We start from the raw sequence: 17,546 nt of genomic DNA, 5'->3' as shown, positions 1-17,546 counted from the left end.
CCCAAAGTGATGATGCCGGCGCGGTGACAGACAGCCGGAGTGCTGCAAGGTTTAAACCTGTTTTAACCGGTTTTCAACAACTCGTTCCAATCGGCAGGCACTGCCGGGTAAGCCTCCAACACTGGCCCCAGCGCCTGCTTCAGCGGCCCCAGCCACGGCTCGAACCGCCGCCACTGCTCAAGGCCCTCCCGGTAGATCGGCCGCCGCACCTGCTCGGAGCTGGCAGTGCGTACCGCACGCGGGTTCTCGAAGAAGCGCAGGCAGCGCTCGTCGAACTCGAGACCACAATAGGCCAGCAGCGCACGCACCTGGGCTTCGGTGTCCTCCACCATCGCCTCGTGGAACACGCGGTGGATGCGCCCGGGCAGGACCGCGTCGAAATGCGCCATCAGCATCACGTAGTCGGCGTAGTAGTGGCCGAGATCGGCCAGGTCATAGCTGAAGGCCTGGCCGCGCGCGAAGTGCTGCTTGAAGTTGGAAAAACAGCAGGCCAGCGGATGCCGGCGCGCGTCGATGATCTTCGCATTCGGCAGGATCGCGTGGATCAGGCCGACGTGAGCGAAGTTGTTGGGCATCTTGTCGATGAACAGCGGCCGCCCCTCGCGCCGCTGCGGCTGCACCCGGCGCAGGTAGTCGCGCCCGAGCGCCTCCAGCTCCTCGGGCGGAAGCGCGGCCAGCACGTCGTGGTAGGACGTGGTTTCCGGATTGCCGGCACGCTCGCGCAGCTGGCGGGTGATGGCGATGATCGCCGGCAGTTCCATGGTGCCTTCCACCTGCGGATGGCTGGCCAGGATCTGCTCGATCAGGGTGGAGCCGGCGCGCGGCATGCCGACCACGAAGATCGGGTCTGGCGCAGGGCAGCCGGCACCGGCGCGCGCGGCGAAGAACTCGCGGGTGTAGGTGCGGATCGCGCGGCGGGTCCGCTCACGCGCCAGCGCGGCATCGTAAGGCAACTGCATGCGCCGCAGGGCGTTGCCACGCGCGTAGTGGGCGAATGCGTCGGCATCCTCACCCGCATCCTCCAGCGCCTTGCCCAGCGCGAACTCGAAATGCAGCCGCGCATCGTCATCGAGATCCGCGCGCCGCAGCTGCGCGCGCATCGCCTGGATGTCAGCGGCATCGAAGCGCACGGTCTTGAGATTGGCCAGGCTCCACCAGGCGCTGCCGAACCCGGGGTTCAGCGCGATCGCGCGGCGATAGGCGGCGATCGCATCGGCGGTGCGCCCGGCGGTCTTCAGCGCGTGGCCATAGCCCAGCCACACCTGCCATTGCCCGGGCAGGCGCGTCAACACACGCTCATAAGCATTGATCGCGGCGTCGAAATCGCCCAGCTTGCCCAGGATCACCGCGCGCAGATTGTGCAGCGATTGGTTGTCGGGATCGCGCTCCAGCAGGCGATCGACCTCCACCAAGGCCTCGTCGTGGCGGTTTTCGCGATTGAGCAGAGCGGCATAGTTCTGACGCGCCGCGGCGAACCCCGGCGCGCGTGCCAGCGCCTGCTCCAGCAAGACGATGGCCTCCTCGTTGCGGCCCAGGCGCGCGCCGAGTTCGGCCAGCATGCGCAGCGCGGCGACATCGGTGGGATGCCTGGACAGGCGCGCGCGCAGCCGGGTCTCCGCATCCGGCAGGTCGCCGCGCGCCAGCGCATCCGCGGCCAGCATGAGTTCCGGATCCCGCACGCTCTGCCGCACGTGGGCCTGGTAGGCGGCATCGGCGCCGATGGCATCGCCGCTCGCCAGGAGCAGGTCGGCCAGTGCCAGCCAGGCGCCGGGCAGCGCCGGCTGCAGCGCGACCGCACGCTCCATGCAGGCCTGCGCCCTCGCCTGCTCGCCCTGCGCCGCATGTGCGCGCCCCAGCGCCAGCCAGGTCATGGCCGATCCCGGCTGCGCCTGCGCCAGCGCCGACAGGCGCTGAAGCGCCGCGGCATGCTGACCCAGCGCGGTCTCCGCCATGCCGAGGACAAGCTCGCCACCGGGATGGCCAGGCACCGCCTCCAGGATCGCCCGCGCCTGCTCGGCGGCCAGCGCCGGCTGGGCTTCCAGCAAGCGCAAGGCCTGCGCCAGCGCGGCTTCGACTCCCGCCGTCGGCGTCGCCGCGCTCATCGCCCATGCTCCTGTCGCTGCATTCCCATGCGCCTCATTGCCTTTCCCGCTCGACGTGACTACCGGCATGTTGCCACGCCTGTCGGGATGGCACATCGTTGGCGATCTCGCTCATTGGTATGTCGCCGGGGATTTCATGCACAGCCGCCACCGGGCCACGCTTGCCCTGTCCACCCTGCTCTTACTGACACCGGCGCTTTCTGCCGCCAGGCCGCCTGCCGCCAGCGTCGCCGCGCCCACCGGCTGCGCGACCATCCCGCTGGCCGCGCCGAATGCGGCCGCGGTGCGCACGGCCAGCGCGGCCGATGCCTGGGGCGGGCCACGCACGGGCCAGGAAGCCACCCTGTCCGACCGAGTGGTGGAATATTCGATCGACGCCGAGCTCGACCCGGCCAGGCACACCGTCAAAGGCAAGCAGACCCTGACCTGGCGCAACCGCAGTGCGCAGCCGGTGTGCAGCGTGTACCTGCATCTGTACCTCAACGCCTTCTCCGGGCCGGGCAGCACCTTCATGACCGAGCAGCGGGCCAGCAGCAGCGGCTTCCGCAGTAATGTCGCCACCAAGGACGGGGAATACGGCTACATCCGCCTCGACAGGGTGGCGCAGGCCGGACGCGCGGCGAAGTGGACCTTCGTGCAGCCGGACAACGGCCCCAAGACCGATCGCAGCGTGGTCCGCATCGACCTGCCGCAGCCGGTGGCGCCGGGCGCCAGCACCACGCTGGACATCGATTTCTTCGACCAGCTGCCGCGGGTGGTGGCGCGCACCGGCTACTACGGCAGCTTCCACCTGGTCGGCCAGTGGTTCCCCAAGATCGCCGTGCTGGAGCTGCCGGGCGAACGCGGCGCGACCGCGCCGCGCTGGAACGCCCACGAGTTTCACCTGCATAGCGAGTTCTACGCCGACTACGGCCGCTACGACGTGCGCATCACCGTACCGAAGGGCTACACCGTGGGCGCGACCGGGCAGCAGGTGGGCGCCCCGGTGGAGAAGGACGGCAAGACCACCCACCGCTACGTGCAGGACGACGTGCACGATTTCGCGTGGACCGCCGACAAACGCTTCGCCAAGCCACTGGTGAAGACCTGGGCCGGCCCGCGCGGCCCGGTGGAGGTGAAGGTGCTGTACCCGCCGGAATACGCCAGCAACGCCGAGCCGGTGCTGCAGGCCACCATCGATGCGCTGGACTATTTCTCGAAGACGCTGGGCCCCTATCCCTACAAGACCGCCACCGCGGTGGTGCCGCCCTACGGCGCCGAGGAAGCCGGCGGCATGGAGTACCCCACCTTCTTCACCGCCGACCACACCGATACCGTGACCCCTGGCAGCCTGCCGCGCTGGATGCTGGATTTCGTCACCGTGCACGAGTTCGGCCACGGCTACTTCTACGGCATCCTCGGCTCCAACGAGTTCGAGGAACCCATGCTCGACGAGGGCATGAACGAGTACTGGGACCAGCGCATGATGAGCGCGCGCAAGCAGGACCTGGTGCTGCAACTGCCGTGGATGCGCTGGTTCGGGATCGGCACCCGGATCACCCCGTTCGACATGGAGCGCCTGGGCGCCGCGCTGCAGGATCCGGCCGACCCGCTGGGCGCCAACTCCTGGGATCGCCTGTCCAGCGCCAGCTACGGCACCGTGTACTCGCGCACCGCCACCGCCATGCGCCAGATCGAGGCGCTGGTGGGCACCCCCGCGATGGAACGCGCGATGAAGCTGTACTACGAGCGCTGGAAGTTCCGCCATCCGTCGGCCGCCGACCTGCGCGACGCGCTCGCCGAAGGCACCGGCCGTCCCGACATCGTCAATGCCGCCTTCGACGCCTACGTGTACTCCACCGGACGCACCGACGACCGCATCGCCAGCCTGTCCAGCCGCGAAGTGCTGCCGCTGCCGGGCTACCACGCCTACCAGGGCCGCCAGGTGCTGGTGGGCAGCAAGGCCATCGAGGCCGCGATCGCCAAGCGCCGCGAGGCATGGAAGAAGGCGCATCCGGATGCCAAGCCCTGGCAGGGCGCTTTCCCCTACCGCACCGTGGTAGTGGTTCGCCGCGACGCAGTGAAGCCGCCGCAGACCCTGCGCATCCACTTCGCCGACGGCAGCCACCGCGACTACCCGGTCACCGCCCAGGGCAGCTGGCAGCGCTTCGTGGTGGTGGCCCCGGCCAAGGCGGTCGCGGCCCAACTCGACCCGGATGACCGGGTGCGGATGGACGCCAATCGCCTGAACGACGGCCGCACGCTGGAGCCGAAGCCGCAGGCCGCGCGCCGCTGGTTCGGCGAATTCACCGCACTGCTGCACTCCCTGCTGGCCCTGCTGGCCACGGTCTGAAGAGGCGCTACCCGATGACTACCTCGATCCGTCCCCTCCGCGCCCGCGCCGCCGCCCCGCGCGCCCTCGCCGCCGCCCTGCAGTGGCGACTGCTGCTGCTGTGGGTGGCCGCTGGCCTGGCCTGCACCCTGGTCGCCGCGCTGCCGGTGTGGAGCTGGCTGGGCAGCCTGCTGGACTATTCCCCGCAGGCGCCGGCGATCGCCGCCGGCCACGACCCGATGCCGCTGCTCGGCGCGCTGGCCGCGCCCGACGCGCCGATGCCGCTGCTGACCTCACTGCTGCGGGTCTCGGCCCTACTGATGCTGCTGCTGTCGCCGCTGCTGGCCGGCGCCACCCTCGCCGCCGCGCGCAGCCGCAGCGCGCTCGGCTTCGGCGACCTGCTGCGCGGCGGACTGGCCGAATACGGCCCGCTGCTGCGCCTGCTGCTGTGGTCGGTAGTACCACTCGGGCTGGCGCTGGGGATCGGTGCCGCCGCCCTCGGCTTCAATGAAAAGCTGCACGAGCATGCCATCCTCGAATCGACCGTCACCAGCGGCCGCAATATCGCCCTGGCGATCGGCGGCGTGCTGTTCCTGCTGGCGCATGCCAGCCTCGAGGCCGGGCGCGGCTGGCTGGCCGCCGATGCCCGCCTGCGCTCGGCGCTGAAGGCCTGGTGGCGCGGCCTCACGCTGCTGCTGCGGCGGCCGCTGGCGGTGCTCGCCGCCTACCTGCTGCCGACCGCGTGCAGCCTGTTGCTGGCGCTGCTCCTGCTGGCCGTGCGCGGACACGTCGCGCCGGCAAGCGTCGGCGGCTTCGTGCTGGCTTTCCTGCTGGGCCTGGGCATCGCCGGCGCGCTGGCCTGGGGCAAGGTGGCGCGGCTGTTCGCGATGCGCGCGCTGGCCGAGGACGCGCACGCCCGGCGCTGACATCCCCCCGGTTCCGGATAGAATCCCCCCGGTTCGTCACTGGGGAGTTTCGACGTGTCCATTTTCGACCTGTTCAAACGCAAGCGACCGCAGACCAGGCCCACCGTCACGCCGCCAGCGCGGCCCGCTACCGGCTTCACGCCCACGCCTGCCTTCCAGCCTGCTGGCGATACGCATGGCGAAGAGGATTCCCTGCATGCCGGCCCGGAGCGGCGCGAACGCGATCGCCGCAACGCCCGCCCGGGTACCCGCATCCTGGTGATCGACGATTCCCCGACCATCGTCGCCCTGCTCAAGCGCATGCTGCAGCAGAACCACTATGAGGTGCTGGTCGCCTACGACGGCGAGAGCGGGCTGGAGATCGCGCGCCGCGAAGTGCCCGACCTGATCTTCCTCGACATCGTGCTGCCCGGCATCGACGGTTTCAGCGCGCTGCGCACGCTGCGCCGCGACCCGCAGACCAAGGACGTGCCGATCATCATGATGAGCGGCAATGCGCAGGCCACCGAGCAGTTCTACGTGCAGCGCATCGGGGCCGATGATTTCATGAAGAAGCCGTTCTCGCGCCCGGAAGTGTTCAGCCGGATCGAAGCGCTGCTGGACGAAAGCGGCATCCCGCGGCATCTCCCACGTGGCAGCACGCGCACCGCGCCGTCGGTGCCCGCACCGGCGTGAGGGCTCCCTTCCAATGCCCCCAATACGAACGGGGCCATGCGGCCCCGTTCTTTCGTGAGCAGCGTCGTGAACAGCGCAGCCGCGCCGACTACTCGGGCACGACCTCCACCCGCACCCGGATGCGATCGCCCGGGTTGTAGCCCATCCGCCGGGTGTAGCGGTGGCCGTTGTATTCGTAGGTGACGTCATAGCCGCTCACCGCGGCATCGCTTCGATAGCCGCCGTAGCTTCCGTAACCGCCGCGCACCGGCTCGGGATCGCACACGCGAACGGTGCCGGTACGTGAAGCGCGATACTGTTGCGACTGGTCGTAGATCTGGCGCCCGGCGATGCCACCGACCATCGACCCGACCGCCGCCGCCGCGACCTGGCCGCTGCCGCCGCCGACCTTGCTTCCAAGCACCGCGCCGACCACCCCGCCAGCGATGGTAGCCAGGGTACGCCCAGCCTGGCTTCCGCCCTGCCGCCCGTCGTCCCCGCCGCCGTAACGACTTCCATAGCCATAATCGCCATAGTCGCCGTAATACCCGGCCTCTCCGGCATAACTGCCGGGTGTCGTGCTCTCGTAGCAGCGCTGGCGACCGCCATAGGCGCTGGCGAATACTGGATCGACCCGGATCACCCGCGCATAGTCGTAATAGCTGTTGCCGGCCTCGACGCCATAACTCCCGTAAGACTGCGCCGCTACGGAAGCGCTGGCCGTGACCATCGCCAGTGCGAGCAAGCAGCTGATCGAACGCTTCATGGAGGTTCCCCGCGCAAGTGGAGTGGTGGTGCGGCCAACACTGCAAGGCGGTGCTTGACGCGAGGCTGAATACCGCCATCCGCGTTTAGCGCCGCGTCAGTCCGCCCTCCACAGATGGCCTGGCACGCGCCATGTTGCGGCGCACGCACCGCAGGCGGCCCACTGCGCTAAGGTGAAGGCTCGCCATGACCGCCCGCCGAGCGCGACGCTCCGGCGCGCAACGCGGACGCCATGACGCCACGTCCACCCGCACGCGAAGGAGGAACGGGCTCATGTCCTATAGCACCCCGCAGATCCGCAACGTAGCCCTGGCAGGCCACCCCGGCACCGGCAAGACCACCCTGTTCGAAGCCCTGCTGCATGCCGGTGGCGCACTCCAGGCGGCAGGCACGGTCGAGCGCGGCAACACGGTGTCCGACTTCGATCCGATCGAGAAGGAACGCGGGCACTCCATCGACGCTGCCATCGCCAGCCTCGACCGCCCGGGTCTGCACCTGAATCTGATCGACACCCCCGGCTACCCCGACTTCCGCGGCCCGGCGCTGGCGGCGCTGGCGGCTGCGGATACCGTCGCGGTGGTCGTGGATGCCGGCTCCGGCATCGCCCACGGCACCCGTCGGATGCTCGACTACGCCCACCAGCGCGGCCTGTGCCGGATGCTGGTGGTCAACAAGATCGACCAGGCCGGGCACGACCACGGCGCGCTGCTGGCCGCGCTGCGCGAGGCGTTCGGCCCGGAAGTGCTACCGCTGAACCTGCCCGCCGACGGGGGCGCGCGGGTAGTGGACTGCTTCACCCTGCGCGACGGAAGCAGCGACCTCGGCGCGGTCGGCGACTGGCACCAGAAGATCCTCGACCAGGTGGTGGAGATCAACGAAACGGTGATGGAGCACTACCTCGATCTCGGCGAAGGCGGGCTGTCCGGGCAGGAACTGCACGATGCCTTCGAACAATGCCTGCGCGAGGGCCACCTGATCCCGGTGTGCTTCGTCTCCGCGCGCACCGGGGTGGGCGTGCGCGAATGGCTGGATTTGGCCCAGCGCCTGCTACCGCATCCCGGCGAGGTCAATCCGCCGCCGTTCCGCAAGGGGCTCGGTCCCAATGCGGAGCCGGTGCTGGCCAGACCCGATCCCGACGCGCACGTGATCGCGGACGTGTTCAAGATCGTCAACGACCCGTTCGTCGGCAAGCTCGGCATCTTCCGGGTATACCAGGGCACCGTGCGCAAGGACATGCAGCTGTTCGTGGACGATGGCCGAAAGCCGTTCAAGGTGGCCCACCTCTACCGCCTGCAGGGCAAGGAGCACGTGGAGATCGCGCAGGCAGTGCCGGGCGACATCGCGGCCGTGGCCAAGGTGGAGGATCTGCATTTTGATGCGGTGCTGCACGACTCGCACGACGAAGACCACATCCATCTGCAACCCCCGGCGCTGCCACGCCCGATGTTCAGCCTGGCGGTGACGGCCGCCAGCAAAGGCCAGGAACAGAAGCTGGGGCTGGCTTTGCACCGGCTGGCGGAGGAAGACCCGGCATTCGTGGTCGAGCACAGCGCCGAAACCAACGAGACCGTGATCCGCGGCCTGTCCGACCTGCATCTGCGGGTGATGCTACGGCGCCTGCACGAACGCTACGGGGTGGAGGTGGTGACCCATCCACCGCGGATCGCCTACCGCGAAACCATCGCCCAACCGGCCGAGGGACACCACCGGCACAAGAAGCAGACCGGCGGCGCCGGCCAGTTCGGCGAAGTGTTCCTGCGCATCGCGCCGCTGCCGCGCGGGGCCGGGTTCGAGTTCGTGGACGAGGTCAAGGGCGGCACCATCCCCGGGCAGTTCATTCCCGCAGTGGAGAAAGGCGTGCGTCAGGTGCTGGCCAGCGGCGCGATCGCCGGCTATCCGATCCAGGACGTGCGGGTGGTGGTATATGACGGCAAGCATCATCCGGTGGACAGCAAGGAGATCGCGTTCGTCACCGCCGGCAAGCGCGCCTTTCTGGACGCGATCAGCAAGGCGCAGCCGCAGGTGCTGGAACCAATCGTGGAGCTGGAGGTGAGCGCGCCCGAGGCGCACATGGGCGACATCAGCGGCGGGCTGGCCGCCAAGCGCGCGCGCATCACCGGCACCGACTCCCTGCCGGGCGGCGAAATCGTGGTGCGCGCGCAGGTGCCATTGGCGGAACTGGAGGGCTACGCCGCCGAACTGAAATCGGTGACGGCCGGGCGCGGTCGCTACAGCCTGGACTTCAGCCACTACGAGCCGGCTCCGGCGCCAGTCCAGCGCCGCCTGATGGATGCCTTCAAGCCACGCCTGGAGGAAGACTGAACCCGTCGCGCGGGGATCCTCTCCCCAACGCCAGATCAGCGCTTTTTGGGCTTGAGCATGGTCCCGGTGCAGGTCGGAGCGCCGCAGCGGCAGGCCCAGATTTTCTTCAGACGCGGGGTGTGGCGTTCGGCCAGGGTGATGCCGTAGTCGTAGGTCAGCTCCTCGCCCGCCGCGATGTCGCGCAGCGCTTCGATGAACACCTTCGAGCGCTTCGAGTCGTGCGGATGCTCGACGAGCACCGCTTCGCAGTTGGGATCGCAGCTGTGATTGATCCAGCGCGCCGCGTTGCCTTCGAAGTTGGCATCGATCACCCAGTCCTCATTGAGGGTGAACAGGAAGGTATGGCCACTTTCGATGTCCCCGCTGTCGCCGGCATCGACCTCCGCATGCGTGCGGCGGCGCCCTTTGTATTCGATCACGCGCTCCCCCTTGGTGATCGGTCGCGCGGCGAACACACCGTTACCGTGGATGGCGGATTTGCGGACGCGGATTTTCCTCGGCATGAGCAGTGTCGGGTTATAGGCGTGCCCCATTGTCGCGCAGCCTGGTGGCTTGTCCAGCCGATGGCCGCCCACATTCGTGGCCTGCATTGGAGGGCTGGGCACCTTCCGCACGCGTCCCATCACCATGGACATCTCCCACTGGCTCGCATCCCCGTCCCTGCTGGCGCTGATCCTGCTGGTCGGCTGCCAGACCGCATCCGCCCCGCCGTCCGTGGCATCGACCTCGCCACGGTATCGACCGCGTTGCGCCTATGTCACGGCTTCCAGTTCCCAGGAACAACCTCTTGACGACTCACAACCAGTGCTGCCGACAGCGCCTCCCACGGCCGCGGGCTGAGCGCGCGCGGCGACCGCCTCATGTCTTCGCCGCTGCGGACGCAGGGCACTGCGTGAACTTGCCCTTGGCATCCCGGCAACGGCTGTTGGCCTGCTGCGCTTGCTGGGCGCTCGCATTCGGTGTGGAAACCGGCTTGGCCGAGGCGGTGCCGGCGTGGGCCATGGCGAAAGCATTGGCGGCCAGCAACATGGCGGCCGCCAGCGCGACGAGCCTCCGTGCGGTGTTCATGTGACTCTCCCCGTCGTTGGTTGAAGGGTATCCGGATGGACTTTGGCAGCCTATCCCGACGCAGTTTGCGCCTGGATGGCGGCGGCATGAAACGCCGTTCATGCCGCTGGCGCCGCCATCAGGACCGGGCTCGTGGTAAAAAACCTCAACCCCCACATCGATGTCTCACCCGCCACCAGGATCCACGTCGATGTCGACCGCCTCTGCCATGTCTGCGATCGGTTCCGCGCATGCAGCACTCCCCCAGCGCGTGCTCGTGGTCGAAAACTCGCGCGCCTACACCTCGATCCTGCGCGAAGCGATCGAGCAGCAGATCGAGTTGCCGGTCGAAGTCGCCGCCACGCTGGCGGATGCCGCGCGGCTGCTGGACACCAAGGACGACTGGTTCCTGGTGCTGACCGGCATGGTGCTGGCCGATGGCGACCGCGACCAGATCCTGGACTTTTTCACCTCGCGTCGCCTGCCCACCATCGTGGTCAGCGGGGTCTATGACGAGGAGCTGCGTCAGCGCGCGCTGCAACAGCAGATCATCGACTACGTGCTGAAAAGCACGCCCGACAGCCTGGACTATCTGGTGTGGCTGGTACGCCGGCTGGAACGTAACCGCCGGATCGGCGCCCTGGTGGTGGACGACTCGCTGTCCTCACGCTCGTTCATCGCCTCGCTACTGCAAGCGCAGGGCTACCAAGTGGCGCACGTGGCCGACGGCAGCTCCGCGCTGCGCACGGTCGAGGCCGATCCCGGCATCCGCCTGTGCATCGTGGATCAGGAAATGCCGATGATGGACGGCATCGAACTCACCCGCCGCCTGCGCCAGCTGCGCGCGCGCGACCGCATGGCAGTGATCGGCGTCTCCGGCAGCACCGACCCCAACCTGATCCCCCGCTTCCTCAAGAGCGGAGCCAATGACTTCCTGCGCAAGCCGTTCTCGCGCGAGGAGTTCTTCTGCCGGGTCTCGCAGAACATCGACCAGCTGGAACTGATCGGCACCCTGCAAGATTTGGCCACCCGCGACTTTTTGACCGGACTGCCCAACCGACGCAACTTCCTCGAGCACAGCGAGCGCCTGCTGGCCGAGTCGGCGCAGGACCCCATCACCGTGGCGATGATCGACATCGACCACTTCAAACACGTCAACGACAACTACGGCCACGAAGCCGGCGACCAGGCCCTGCGCGCCATGGCGCAGGTGCTGCATGCGCATACCCGCCCCAGCGACTACAGCGGCCGTTTCGGTGGCGAGGAGTTCTGCATGCTCATGCGCGGGCTGGACCGGCACGCGGCGCTCGCCCATCTGGAAACCTTGCGCGCGGCCGTGCAAGCGATCGAGCTCGACATCGACGGCCGTCCGCTGCGCTTCACGATCAGCGTGGGCGCCTGCCAGCGCGACGCGCAGTTCCCGAACCTGCACAAACTGCTCGGCGAAGCCGACCGTCATCTCTATCTGGCCAAAGCCGGCGGGCGCAACCAGGTGCGGGGCTTGGAAGAGGCGACGTAAACATCAGACACTGCCCATCACCACCATCACCTATGCCGTCTGCCGATCCCGTGCCGCCTGCCGCTGCCTCCGCTTACCGTCGCAGACGCTATGTTGCCTACACCCTTGCGGCACTCTTCACCCTTGCGCTTGCTGCCGTCGGATCGGTGGTCTGGCTGCTGGCTGGGAGCCGCGCGCGCCTGACTGGTCAGGCGCACTTGCCCGGCCTGACAGCGCCGGTGACGGTGTCACGCGATGCGTTGGGGGTCGCCACCCTCGACGCATCCAACGCGGCCGACGCCATGCGCGCGCTTGGCTATTTGCACGCTTGTATGTTCATCCCCGACCAGAACGGTAGAGTCTGATCGCCGTTGAGGCGGCCAGACCGGCCCGTGCAGCTTGGTACGCGCTGGGGTCATCGAGCCCGTCTCTGAGTAAAGAGCGCACGGCCGCCGTGCTGGTCTTCCTGAAGCCCGAACGGTTAGGCGCGCCGGCTTGGCCGAGCGCGCATGCACAAGCAAGGGATCCGAAGACCATGTCTGCTTCCTCAGTGGTGGTGGGCATCGACGTGGCCAAGGCGCATGTCGATGTCGCGGTGCTGGGCGCCCAGTTCGATGCCCAGCGGTTCGACAACCATGCCGAGGCTCACCCGGCGTTGACGGCGGCCATCAAGCCGCTGGACGTGGCGCTGGTGGTGATGGAGGCCACCGGCGGCTACGAGACGGCGTTGGCCTGCGCGCTGCAGGCCGCCGGCCTGCCTGTGGCGGTGGTCAACCCGCGTCAGGCACGCGACTTCGCCAAGTCGATGGGGCGTCTGGCCAAGACCGACACGGTGGACGCCCGCATGCTGGCGGAGTTCGCCGCGGTGCTGCTGCGCCGCGACGATCTGGCCCGCTTCCTGCGCCCGCTGGCAGACCCGCAGCAGCAATGGCTGGCCGCGCTGGTCACGCGCCGGCGTCAGCTGCTGGCCATGCTGCTCGCCGAGCGGCAGCGGCTGCAGATCACGCCCAAGGCGCTGCACCCGAGCATCGAGGCCATCATCGCGGCCATCCAGGCCCAGCTCGACGACATCGAGGGCCAGATGGTCGGCCACGTGCGTGAGCACTTCGCCGAGCTCGACCGATTGCTGCAATCGGCCAGCGGCATCGGCCCGGTGGCCAGCGCCACGCTGATCGCCGAGTTGCCCGAACTCGGCCGGCTCAACCGGCGCGAGATCGCCGCGCTGGTGGGCGTGGCCCCGATGGCCAACGATTCCGGCGCAAGCCGGGGCCGACGACGCATCCAGGGCGGACGCTTCGACGTGCGCCGTGTGCTGTACATGGCCGCACTGACCGCCAGTCGCCGCAACCCCGTCATCAAGGCCTTCTACGAGCGCCTGATCGCCGCCGGCAAGCTGCCCAAAGTCGCCTTGGTCGCTTGCATGCGCAAGCTGCTGACCGTGCTCAATGCCATGGTCAGAACCAACAAACCTTGGGATAACGCGCTTCACGGCGCTTGACTCGGAAGACGGTTACTCAGGAGCGCTATTTCGACATGGACCTGGCACGCCGCCTGGCCGCGGCTGTCGCAGCACTACGACGAGCGCTTCCGGCGCATGCGGTGGTTCTACCTCTCGGCCTCCGCCGCTACCTTCCGCACCCGCCGCGACCCGCCGTGGCAGCTGACGCTTTCGGCCAAAGGCGTACCGGGCGGCTACCGGGTGCCGCGCTGACGCGGGCGGCGGCGATCCGGATAATCGCAGTCGCGGCAGCCGCCGCGACCTCCGGCCAGAGCCGCCCATGAGCCACCCTCCCCACCTCGCGCACGGCTGGAACGAGGCGCCGATGGCGCCCGACTGGCCGCCGCTGCGGATCGACGAAGCGGCGGCGGTGTTGGCGCGCTTCCCGTCGCTGTCGCCGCCGCTGACGCTGCGCTGGCACAGCCCGCGGCCGTTCTCGGCGGCGGCGCGGGTGGCCTGCGCGCAAGGCGAGGTCTTCCTCAAGCGCCACCACGTCCGCGTGCGCAGCGCCGCGCAGCTGCAGGAGGAGCACGCCTTCATCGCGCACCTGCGCGCGCGTGGCCTGCCGGTGCCGGAGGTGCTGACGGATGCCGAGGGCAGCAGCGCGATCACGCTGGGCGAATGGACCTACGAGGTGCATGCGCTGGCCACAGGCGTCGACCTGTACCGCGACGCACCCTCGTGGACGCCGCCGCTGTCGGCCGCGCATGCGCGCAGCGCAGGACGCATGCTGGCGCGGCTGCACCTGGCCGCACGCGATTACGCCGCGCCGGCGCGCAGCACCGCGCTGCTGGTGACCGGAGATACCCTGCTGCGCTCCGGCGATCCGCTGGCCGCCATCTCCCAGGCCTGCGCGCGGCGCCCGGGGTTGGCCGCCGCGCTGGCCACGCGCGACTGGCCGCGCGAACTCGCGCCGCTGCTGCCCGCGCTGGGCGCGCTGCAGCCCCGCCTGGCCGCGCAGCCGGTGGCATGGACGCACGGCGACTGGCATGTCTCAAACCTGCTCTGGGAGGGTGCCGGCGCGCAGGCCGAGGTCGCGGCGATCCTCGATTTCGGCCTGTGCGCGCCCACCTTCGCCCTGCTCGACCTGGCCACCGCGATCGAGCGCAATGCGATCGCCTGGCTGCATCCCGATCCGGCCAGCCGTCCGGCGTTCGCGGACATCGCCTGCGCCCTGCTGGCCGGCTATGCCGAGCTGCTGCCCCTGAGCAGGGCCGATACCGATCTGCTGGCCGATCTACTACCACTGGCGCACCTGGATTTCGCGCTGTCGGAACTGGAGTATTTCCACGCCGTGCTGGACCAGCCGGAAATGGCCGAGGTGGCCTGGCGCGATTTCCTGCTGGGCCATTTCGCCTGGTTCGCGCAGCCGCAGGCGCGCGCCCTGCTGCGGGCGATCCGCGCCGCGGGATAGCGCGCTGGCCGACGCAGGCCCGGCTGTGCTTCAATACCGCGCAGAAGCGGGGGTGCCCGGCATGGATCCGGGCTGAGAGAGTCCCTTGGAACCTGATCCGGTTCGCACCGGCGTAGGGAGCTTGATCATGGCGGCGTGCCGATGCAGGCACCCGCCTGCCGTCGCTTCGTCCCTCCAACCGACGACGACGATGAAGCTTTCTCTCTCTCCCCTGCTGCTCGCTCTGCTGCCGCTGCTGGCCCAGGCTGCCACGACGGACGACGCTTCCCCCCAACGCGACCGCATCACCCGCTTGCCGACCGTGCAGGTCCACGGCACCGCAAGCACTGCCGATTCCAGCCTGCAAAGCTGGGGCGCGGCCCGCGCGCAGGACATCCCGGCCAGCCTGGACGTGATCGGCCGCGACCGCCTCGACGCCCGCCAGATCCGCAGCCTGAGCGAACTGGCGCGCGAGGATGCCGCGCTCGGCGACAACTACGCGCCGGTCGGCTACTACCAGAACATCAACATCCGCGGCTATCCGCTGGACCTGGGCAGCGGCTACCGCTTCAACGGCCTGGCCATGACCGGCGAGCAGACCATCGCGCTGGAGGACAAGCAGCAGGTGGAAGTGCTCAAGGGCCTGGCCGGGATCGACGCCGGGGTGCTCGAACCGGGCGGCGTGGTGAACTTCGTCAGCAAGCGCCCGGCCGACGTGCGCACGCTCACGCTCGGCACCGATTCGCACGGCTCGCGCTATGTCGCGCTGGACGCGGGCCAATGGCTGACGCCGGACTTCGGAGTGCGCGCCAACCTGGCCTGGGACGACATGCATGCCTACGTGCGCCATGCCGATGGCCATCGCGCGCTGGCCGCGCTCGCCGCCGACTGGGTGCCGAATGCGGCAACCCGCCTGGAGCTGGACGTGAGCGACCAGCACAGCGCGCAGCGCTCGGCTTCGGGCTACCAGCTGCTGGGCGGCACGCGCCTGCCGCCGCACCCGGATCCGACCCGGATGCTGGGCTATCAACCCTGGCAGCAGCCCGTGCGCATCCATTCGACCAACGCCGCCGCGCGCCTGCGCCATGACCTGGGCGATGCCTGGACGCTGCGCCTGGCCGCCGGCCGCAGCCGCAGCGCCATCGACGACAACGTCGCCTTCGCCTACGGCTGCTACTACGTGGCCGCCTGCGCCAGCCTGCCTGGCAATCATTTCGGGCCGAACGGCGAATACGACATCTACGACTACCGCAGCCCCGACGACACGCGCATCAGCGACAGCGCGCGCGTCAGCCTGGAAGGCCGCTTCGCCACCGGCGCGCTGCAGCACGTGCTGACCCTGGGCGCGGACTGGCGCCACCGCAGCATCACCCGCCGCGCCAGCGTCAACGAGTACGTCGGCAGCGCCAATATCGACGACCTCGACCCGCCGGTGTATGCGCCTTCACCCAAACAGCCCGGCCCGCGCGTGCGGCGGCTGGACAGCCGCCAACGGGCGGTCTTCGCGCTGGACCGGATCGCGCTGGGCGCGTACTGGCAGCTGCTGGCCGGGGTGCAGGCCGCGCATCTGGACGAAACCGCGCGCGACAAGCATGCCGCCGTCACCCGCACCACCCGCCTGCAGCGCACCCTGCCGCAGGTGGCGATGATCTTCCAGCCGCAGGCTGCGCTCAGCCTGTATGCCAGCTACAGCGAAGGGCTGGCGCTGGGCAAGGAAGCGCCGTTCTGGACCAGCAATGACGGCGAAGTGCTGGGCCCGCGCCTGTCGCGGCAGCTCGAAACCGGCGTGAAGTACCGCTGGCAGGATCGCGTGGACCTGCAGGCCGCCCTGTTCCGCATGCGCCAGCCTTACCAGTTCGCCCAGCCGGATGCCAGCAGCGCTGGCTACAGCTTCGTCGAGCGCGGCCAGGAAACCCGTACCGGGATTGAGCTGGCGGCCCACGGAACGCTGACCGAGGCGCTGCGGCTGGATGCCAGCGTGGCGCTGCTGCGCGCACGTGCGAGCGGCACCGGGACCCCGGCTTACGAAGGCCATCAGCTGGCCAACGTACCGGCCTGGCGCAGCAGCGTGCAGCTGGACTATCGGCTGCCGTGGTGGCCGCAGGTCGGCGTTCAGGGCGGCTGGCGGCACGCCGCCAGCAATCCCGCCACCGCCGACGGCAGCGTGCGTGCGCCGGCCTATGACGTGTTCGACGCCGGCCTGCGCTGGCAGGGCCAATGGGGCGCGCATCCGCTCAGCGTGCAGCTGGGCATCGACAACCTGTTCGATCGCCGCTACTGGCGCGACGTCGGCAGCGCCTATGGCGATACCTACCTGTTCCCTGGCGCCCCGCGGCTGGCGCGGCTGAGCCTGCGCGTGGGGCTGTGATACCGCTGCACGAACTCACCGCGGCGGCGCTGAGCGCCGCTGCGGTGTGGCTGACCACCCGCCGCAGTCCGTGGTGTTATCCGGTCGGCCTGACCTCGGTGGCGGTGTATCTGTGGGTGTACCTCGAAGCACGCCTGTATTCGGAAGTGCTGCTGCAGCTGTTCTGGGTGGCGATGCTGATCGCTGGCTGGCGGCGCTGGCTGCGGCATCTGGACGCCGGCGGCCAGGTGCGGATCGCCGCCCTGCCAGCCACCGCGGCATGGCGGCACCTGCTCACCGGGATCGCCGGCGGGCTGGCACTGGGTGCGTTCATGCACACCTATACCAACGCCGCGCTGCCCTGGCTGGATGCGATGCTCACCGCGCTCAGCCTGGTCGGCCAGTTCTGGCAGAACCGCCGCCACGTCGCCGCCTGGTGGATGTGGATCGTGGTGGACGTGGCGTACGTCGGCATGTTCACCAGCAAACACCTGTACATCACCGCCGCGCTGTACGCCGGCTTCGTGCTCCTCGCCGTGCAGGGCCTGCGCGCCTGGCACCAGGCCGCGCGCGCGTCCGCGGCGGATTGATCACCCCGGACCAGCGCCGTCATATCGCCCCGCCCCCTCGCCGCAGGCGCGTCGCACCCATCGCGCCCGCCGCGCGGCGGAAAAAAGAAACCC

The 17,546-nt window shown here is 69.2% G+C and carries 14 protein-coding genes and 1 riboswitch; of the genes, 10 read left to right on the top strand and 4 right to left on the bottom strand.

Translation table 11 applies throughout. From position 1 onward, the window contains the following. Positions 1–62: 62 nt before the first annotated feature. A complete protein-coding gene (locus tag ML342_RS05105; protein WP_240125874.1) occupies positions 63–2,102 on the bottom strand; it encodes a tetratricopeptide repeat-containing sulfotransferase family protein in 2,040 nt (679 codons plus the stop codon). 136 nt (positions 2,103–2,238) lie between these two features. Here ML342_RS05105 and ML342_RS05100 point away from each other — a divergent pair, with 136 nt between their 5' ends. The 3 genes from ML342_RS05100 to ML342_RS05090 are packed head-to-tail and all read left to right on the top strand — an operon-like array spanning position 2,239 to position 6,014. Then, a complete protein-coding gene (locus tag ML342_RS05100) occupies positions 2,239–4,434 on the top strand; it encodes a M1 family metallopeptidase (RefSeq protein ID WP_240125872.1) in 2,196 nt (731 codons plus the stop codon). A gap of 14 nt (positions 4,435–4,448) precedes the next feature. After that, positions 4,449–5,339, top strand: coding sequence for a hypothetical protein (locus tag ML342_RS05095; RefSeq protein ID WP_240125871.1), 891 nt, complete (start codon positions 4,449–4,451; stop codon positions 5,337–5,339). A 54-nt stretch (positions 5,340–5,393) separates the two neighbouring features. Beyond that, complete coding sequence (locus ML342_RS05090) at positions 5,394–6,014, top strand: response regulator (RefSeq protein ID WP_439655160.1); 621 nt, start codon at positions 5,394–5,396, stop codon at positions 6,012–6,014. A gap of 88 nt (positions 6,015–6,102) precedes the next feature. Here the strand turns inward: ML342_RS05090 and ML342_RS05085 are convergent, their stop codons facing one another. Then, a complete protein-coding gene (locus tag ML342_RS05085) occupies positions 6,103–6,759 on the bottom strand; it encodes a glycine zipper 2TM domain-containing protein (RefSeq protein WP_240125869.1) in 657 nt (218 codons plus the stop codon). 272 nt (positions 6,760–7,031) lie between these two features. Here ML342_RS05085 and fusA point away from each other — a divergent pair, with 272 nt between their 5' ends. Continuing rightward, positions 7,032–9,080, top strand: coding sequence for an elongation factor G (gene fusA, locus ML342_RS05080; protein ID WP_240125867.1), 2,049 nt, complete (start codon positions 7,032–7,034; stop codon positions 9,078–9,080). A gap of 35 nt (positions 9,081–9,115) precedes the next feature. Here the strand turns inward: fusA and ML342_RS05075 are convergent, their stop codons facing one another. Together ML342_RS05075 and ML342_RS05070 are read right to left on the bottom strand one after the other, a co-directional pair. Beyond that, entirely contained in the window at positions 9,116–9,583 is a 468-nt protein-coding gene (locus ML342_RS05075; RefSeq protein WP_240125865.1) for an SET domain-containing protein, read from the bottom strand. A 355-nt stretch (positions 9,584–9,938) separates the two neighbouring features. Beyond that, positions 9,939–10,148: a hypothetical protein gene (locus ML342_RS05070; protein ID WP_240125864.1), complete on the bottom strand. Its 210-nt coding sequence runs from the start codon at positions 10,146–10,148 to the stop codon at positions 9,939–9,941. A gap of 190 nt (positions 10,149–10,338) precedes the next feature. Here ML342_RS05070 and ML342_RS05065 point away from each other — a divergent pair, with 190 nt between their 5' ends. From ML342_RS05065 to pnuC, 6 genes are all read left to right on the top strand, one after another. Next, positions 10,339–11,646 (top strand): diguanylate cyclase, encoded by a 1,308-nt coding sequence (locus ML342_RS05065; protein WP_439655159.1) that lies wholly within the window; start codon positions 10,339–10,341, stop codon positions 11,644–11,646. A gap of 32 nt (positions 11,647–11,678) precedes the next feature. Further along, positions 11,679–11,990 (top strand): penicillin acylase family protein, encoded by a 312-nt coding sequence (locus ML342_RS05060; RefSeq protein WP_240125863.1) that lies wholly within the window; start codon positions 11,679–11,681, stop codon positions 11,988–11,990. A 170-nt stretch (positions 11,991–12,160) separates the two neighbouring features. Further along, on the top strand, positions 12,161–13,123 hold the full coding sequence (locus ML342_RS05055; RefSeq protein ID WP_240125862.1) for an IS110 family RNA-guided transposase: 963 nt from the start codon (positions 12,161–12,163) through the stop codon (positions 13,121–13,123). A gap of 280 nt (positions 13,124–13,403) precedes the next feature. Further along, positions 13,404–14,537, top strand: coding sequence for a phosphotransferase enzyme family protein (locus ML342_RS05045; protein ID WP_240125861.1), 1,134 nt, complete (start codon positions 13,404–13,406; stop codon positions 14,535–14,537). 38 nt (positions 14,538–14,575) lie between these two features. Then, positions 14,576–14,673, top strand: a riboswitch (TPP riboswitch). A gap of 54 nt (positions 14,674–14,727) precedes the next feature. After that, positions 14,728–16,884, top strand: a complete 2,157-nt coding sequence (locus ML342_RS05040; protein ID WP_240125860.1) for a TonB-dependent siderophore receptor — start codon at positions 14,728–14,730, stop codon at positions 16,882–16,884. Further along, on the top strand, positions 16,881–17,453 hold the full coding sequence (gene pnuC, locus ML342_RS05035) for a nicotinamide riboside transporter PnuC (RefSeq protein ID WP_338064991.1): 573 nt from the start codon (positions 16,881–16,883) through the stop codon (positions 17,451–17,453). The genes ML342_RS05040 and pnuC overlap by 4 nt, the downstream gene beginning before the upstream one ends. Positions 17,454–17,546 lie beyond the last annotated feature (93 nt).

This window comes from Thermomonas alba, assembly GCF_022419205.1.
Lineage (GTDB): Bacteria > Pseudomonadota > Gammaproteobacteria > Xanthomonadales > Xanthomonadaceae > Thermomonas > Thermomonas alba.
Note: the sequence above shows the minus strand (reverse complement) of the source record. Positions and strands in the feature narration are given on the sequence as shown.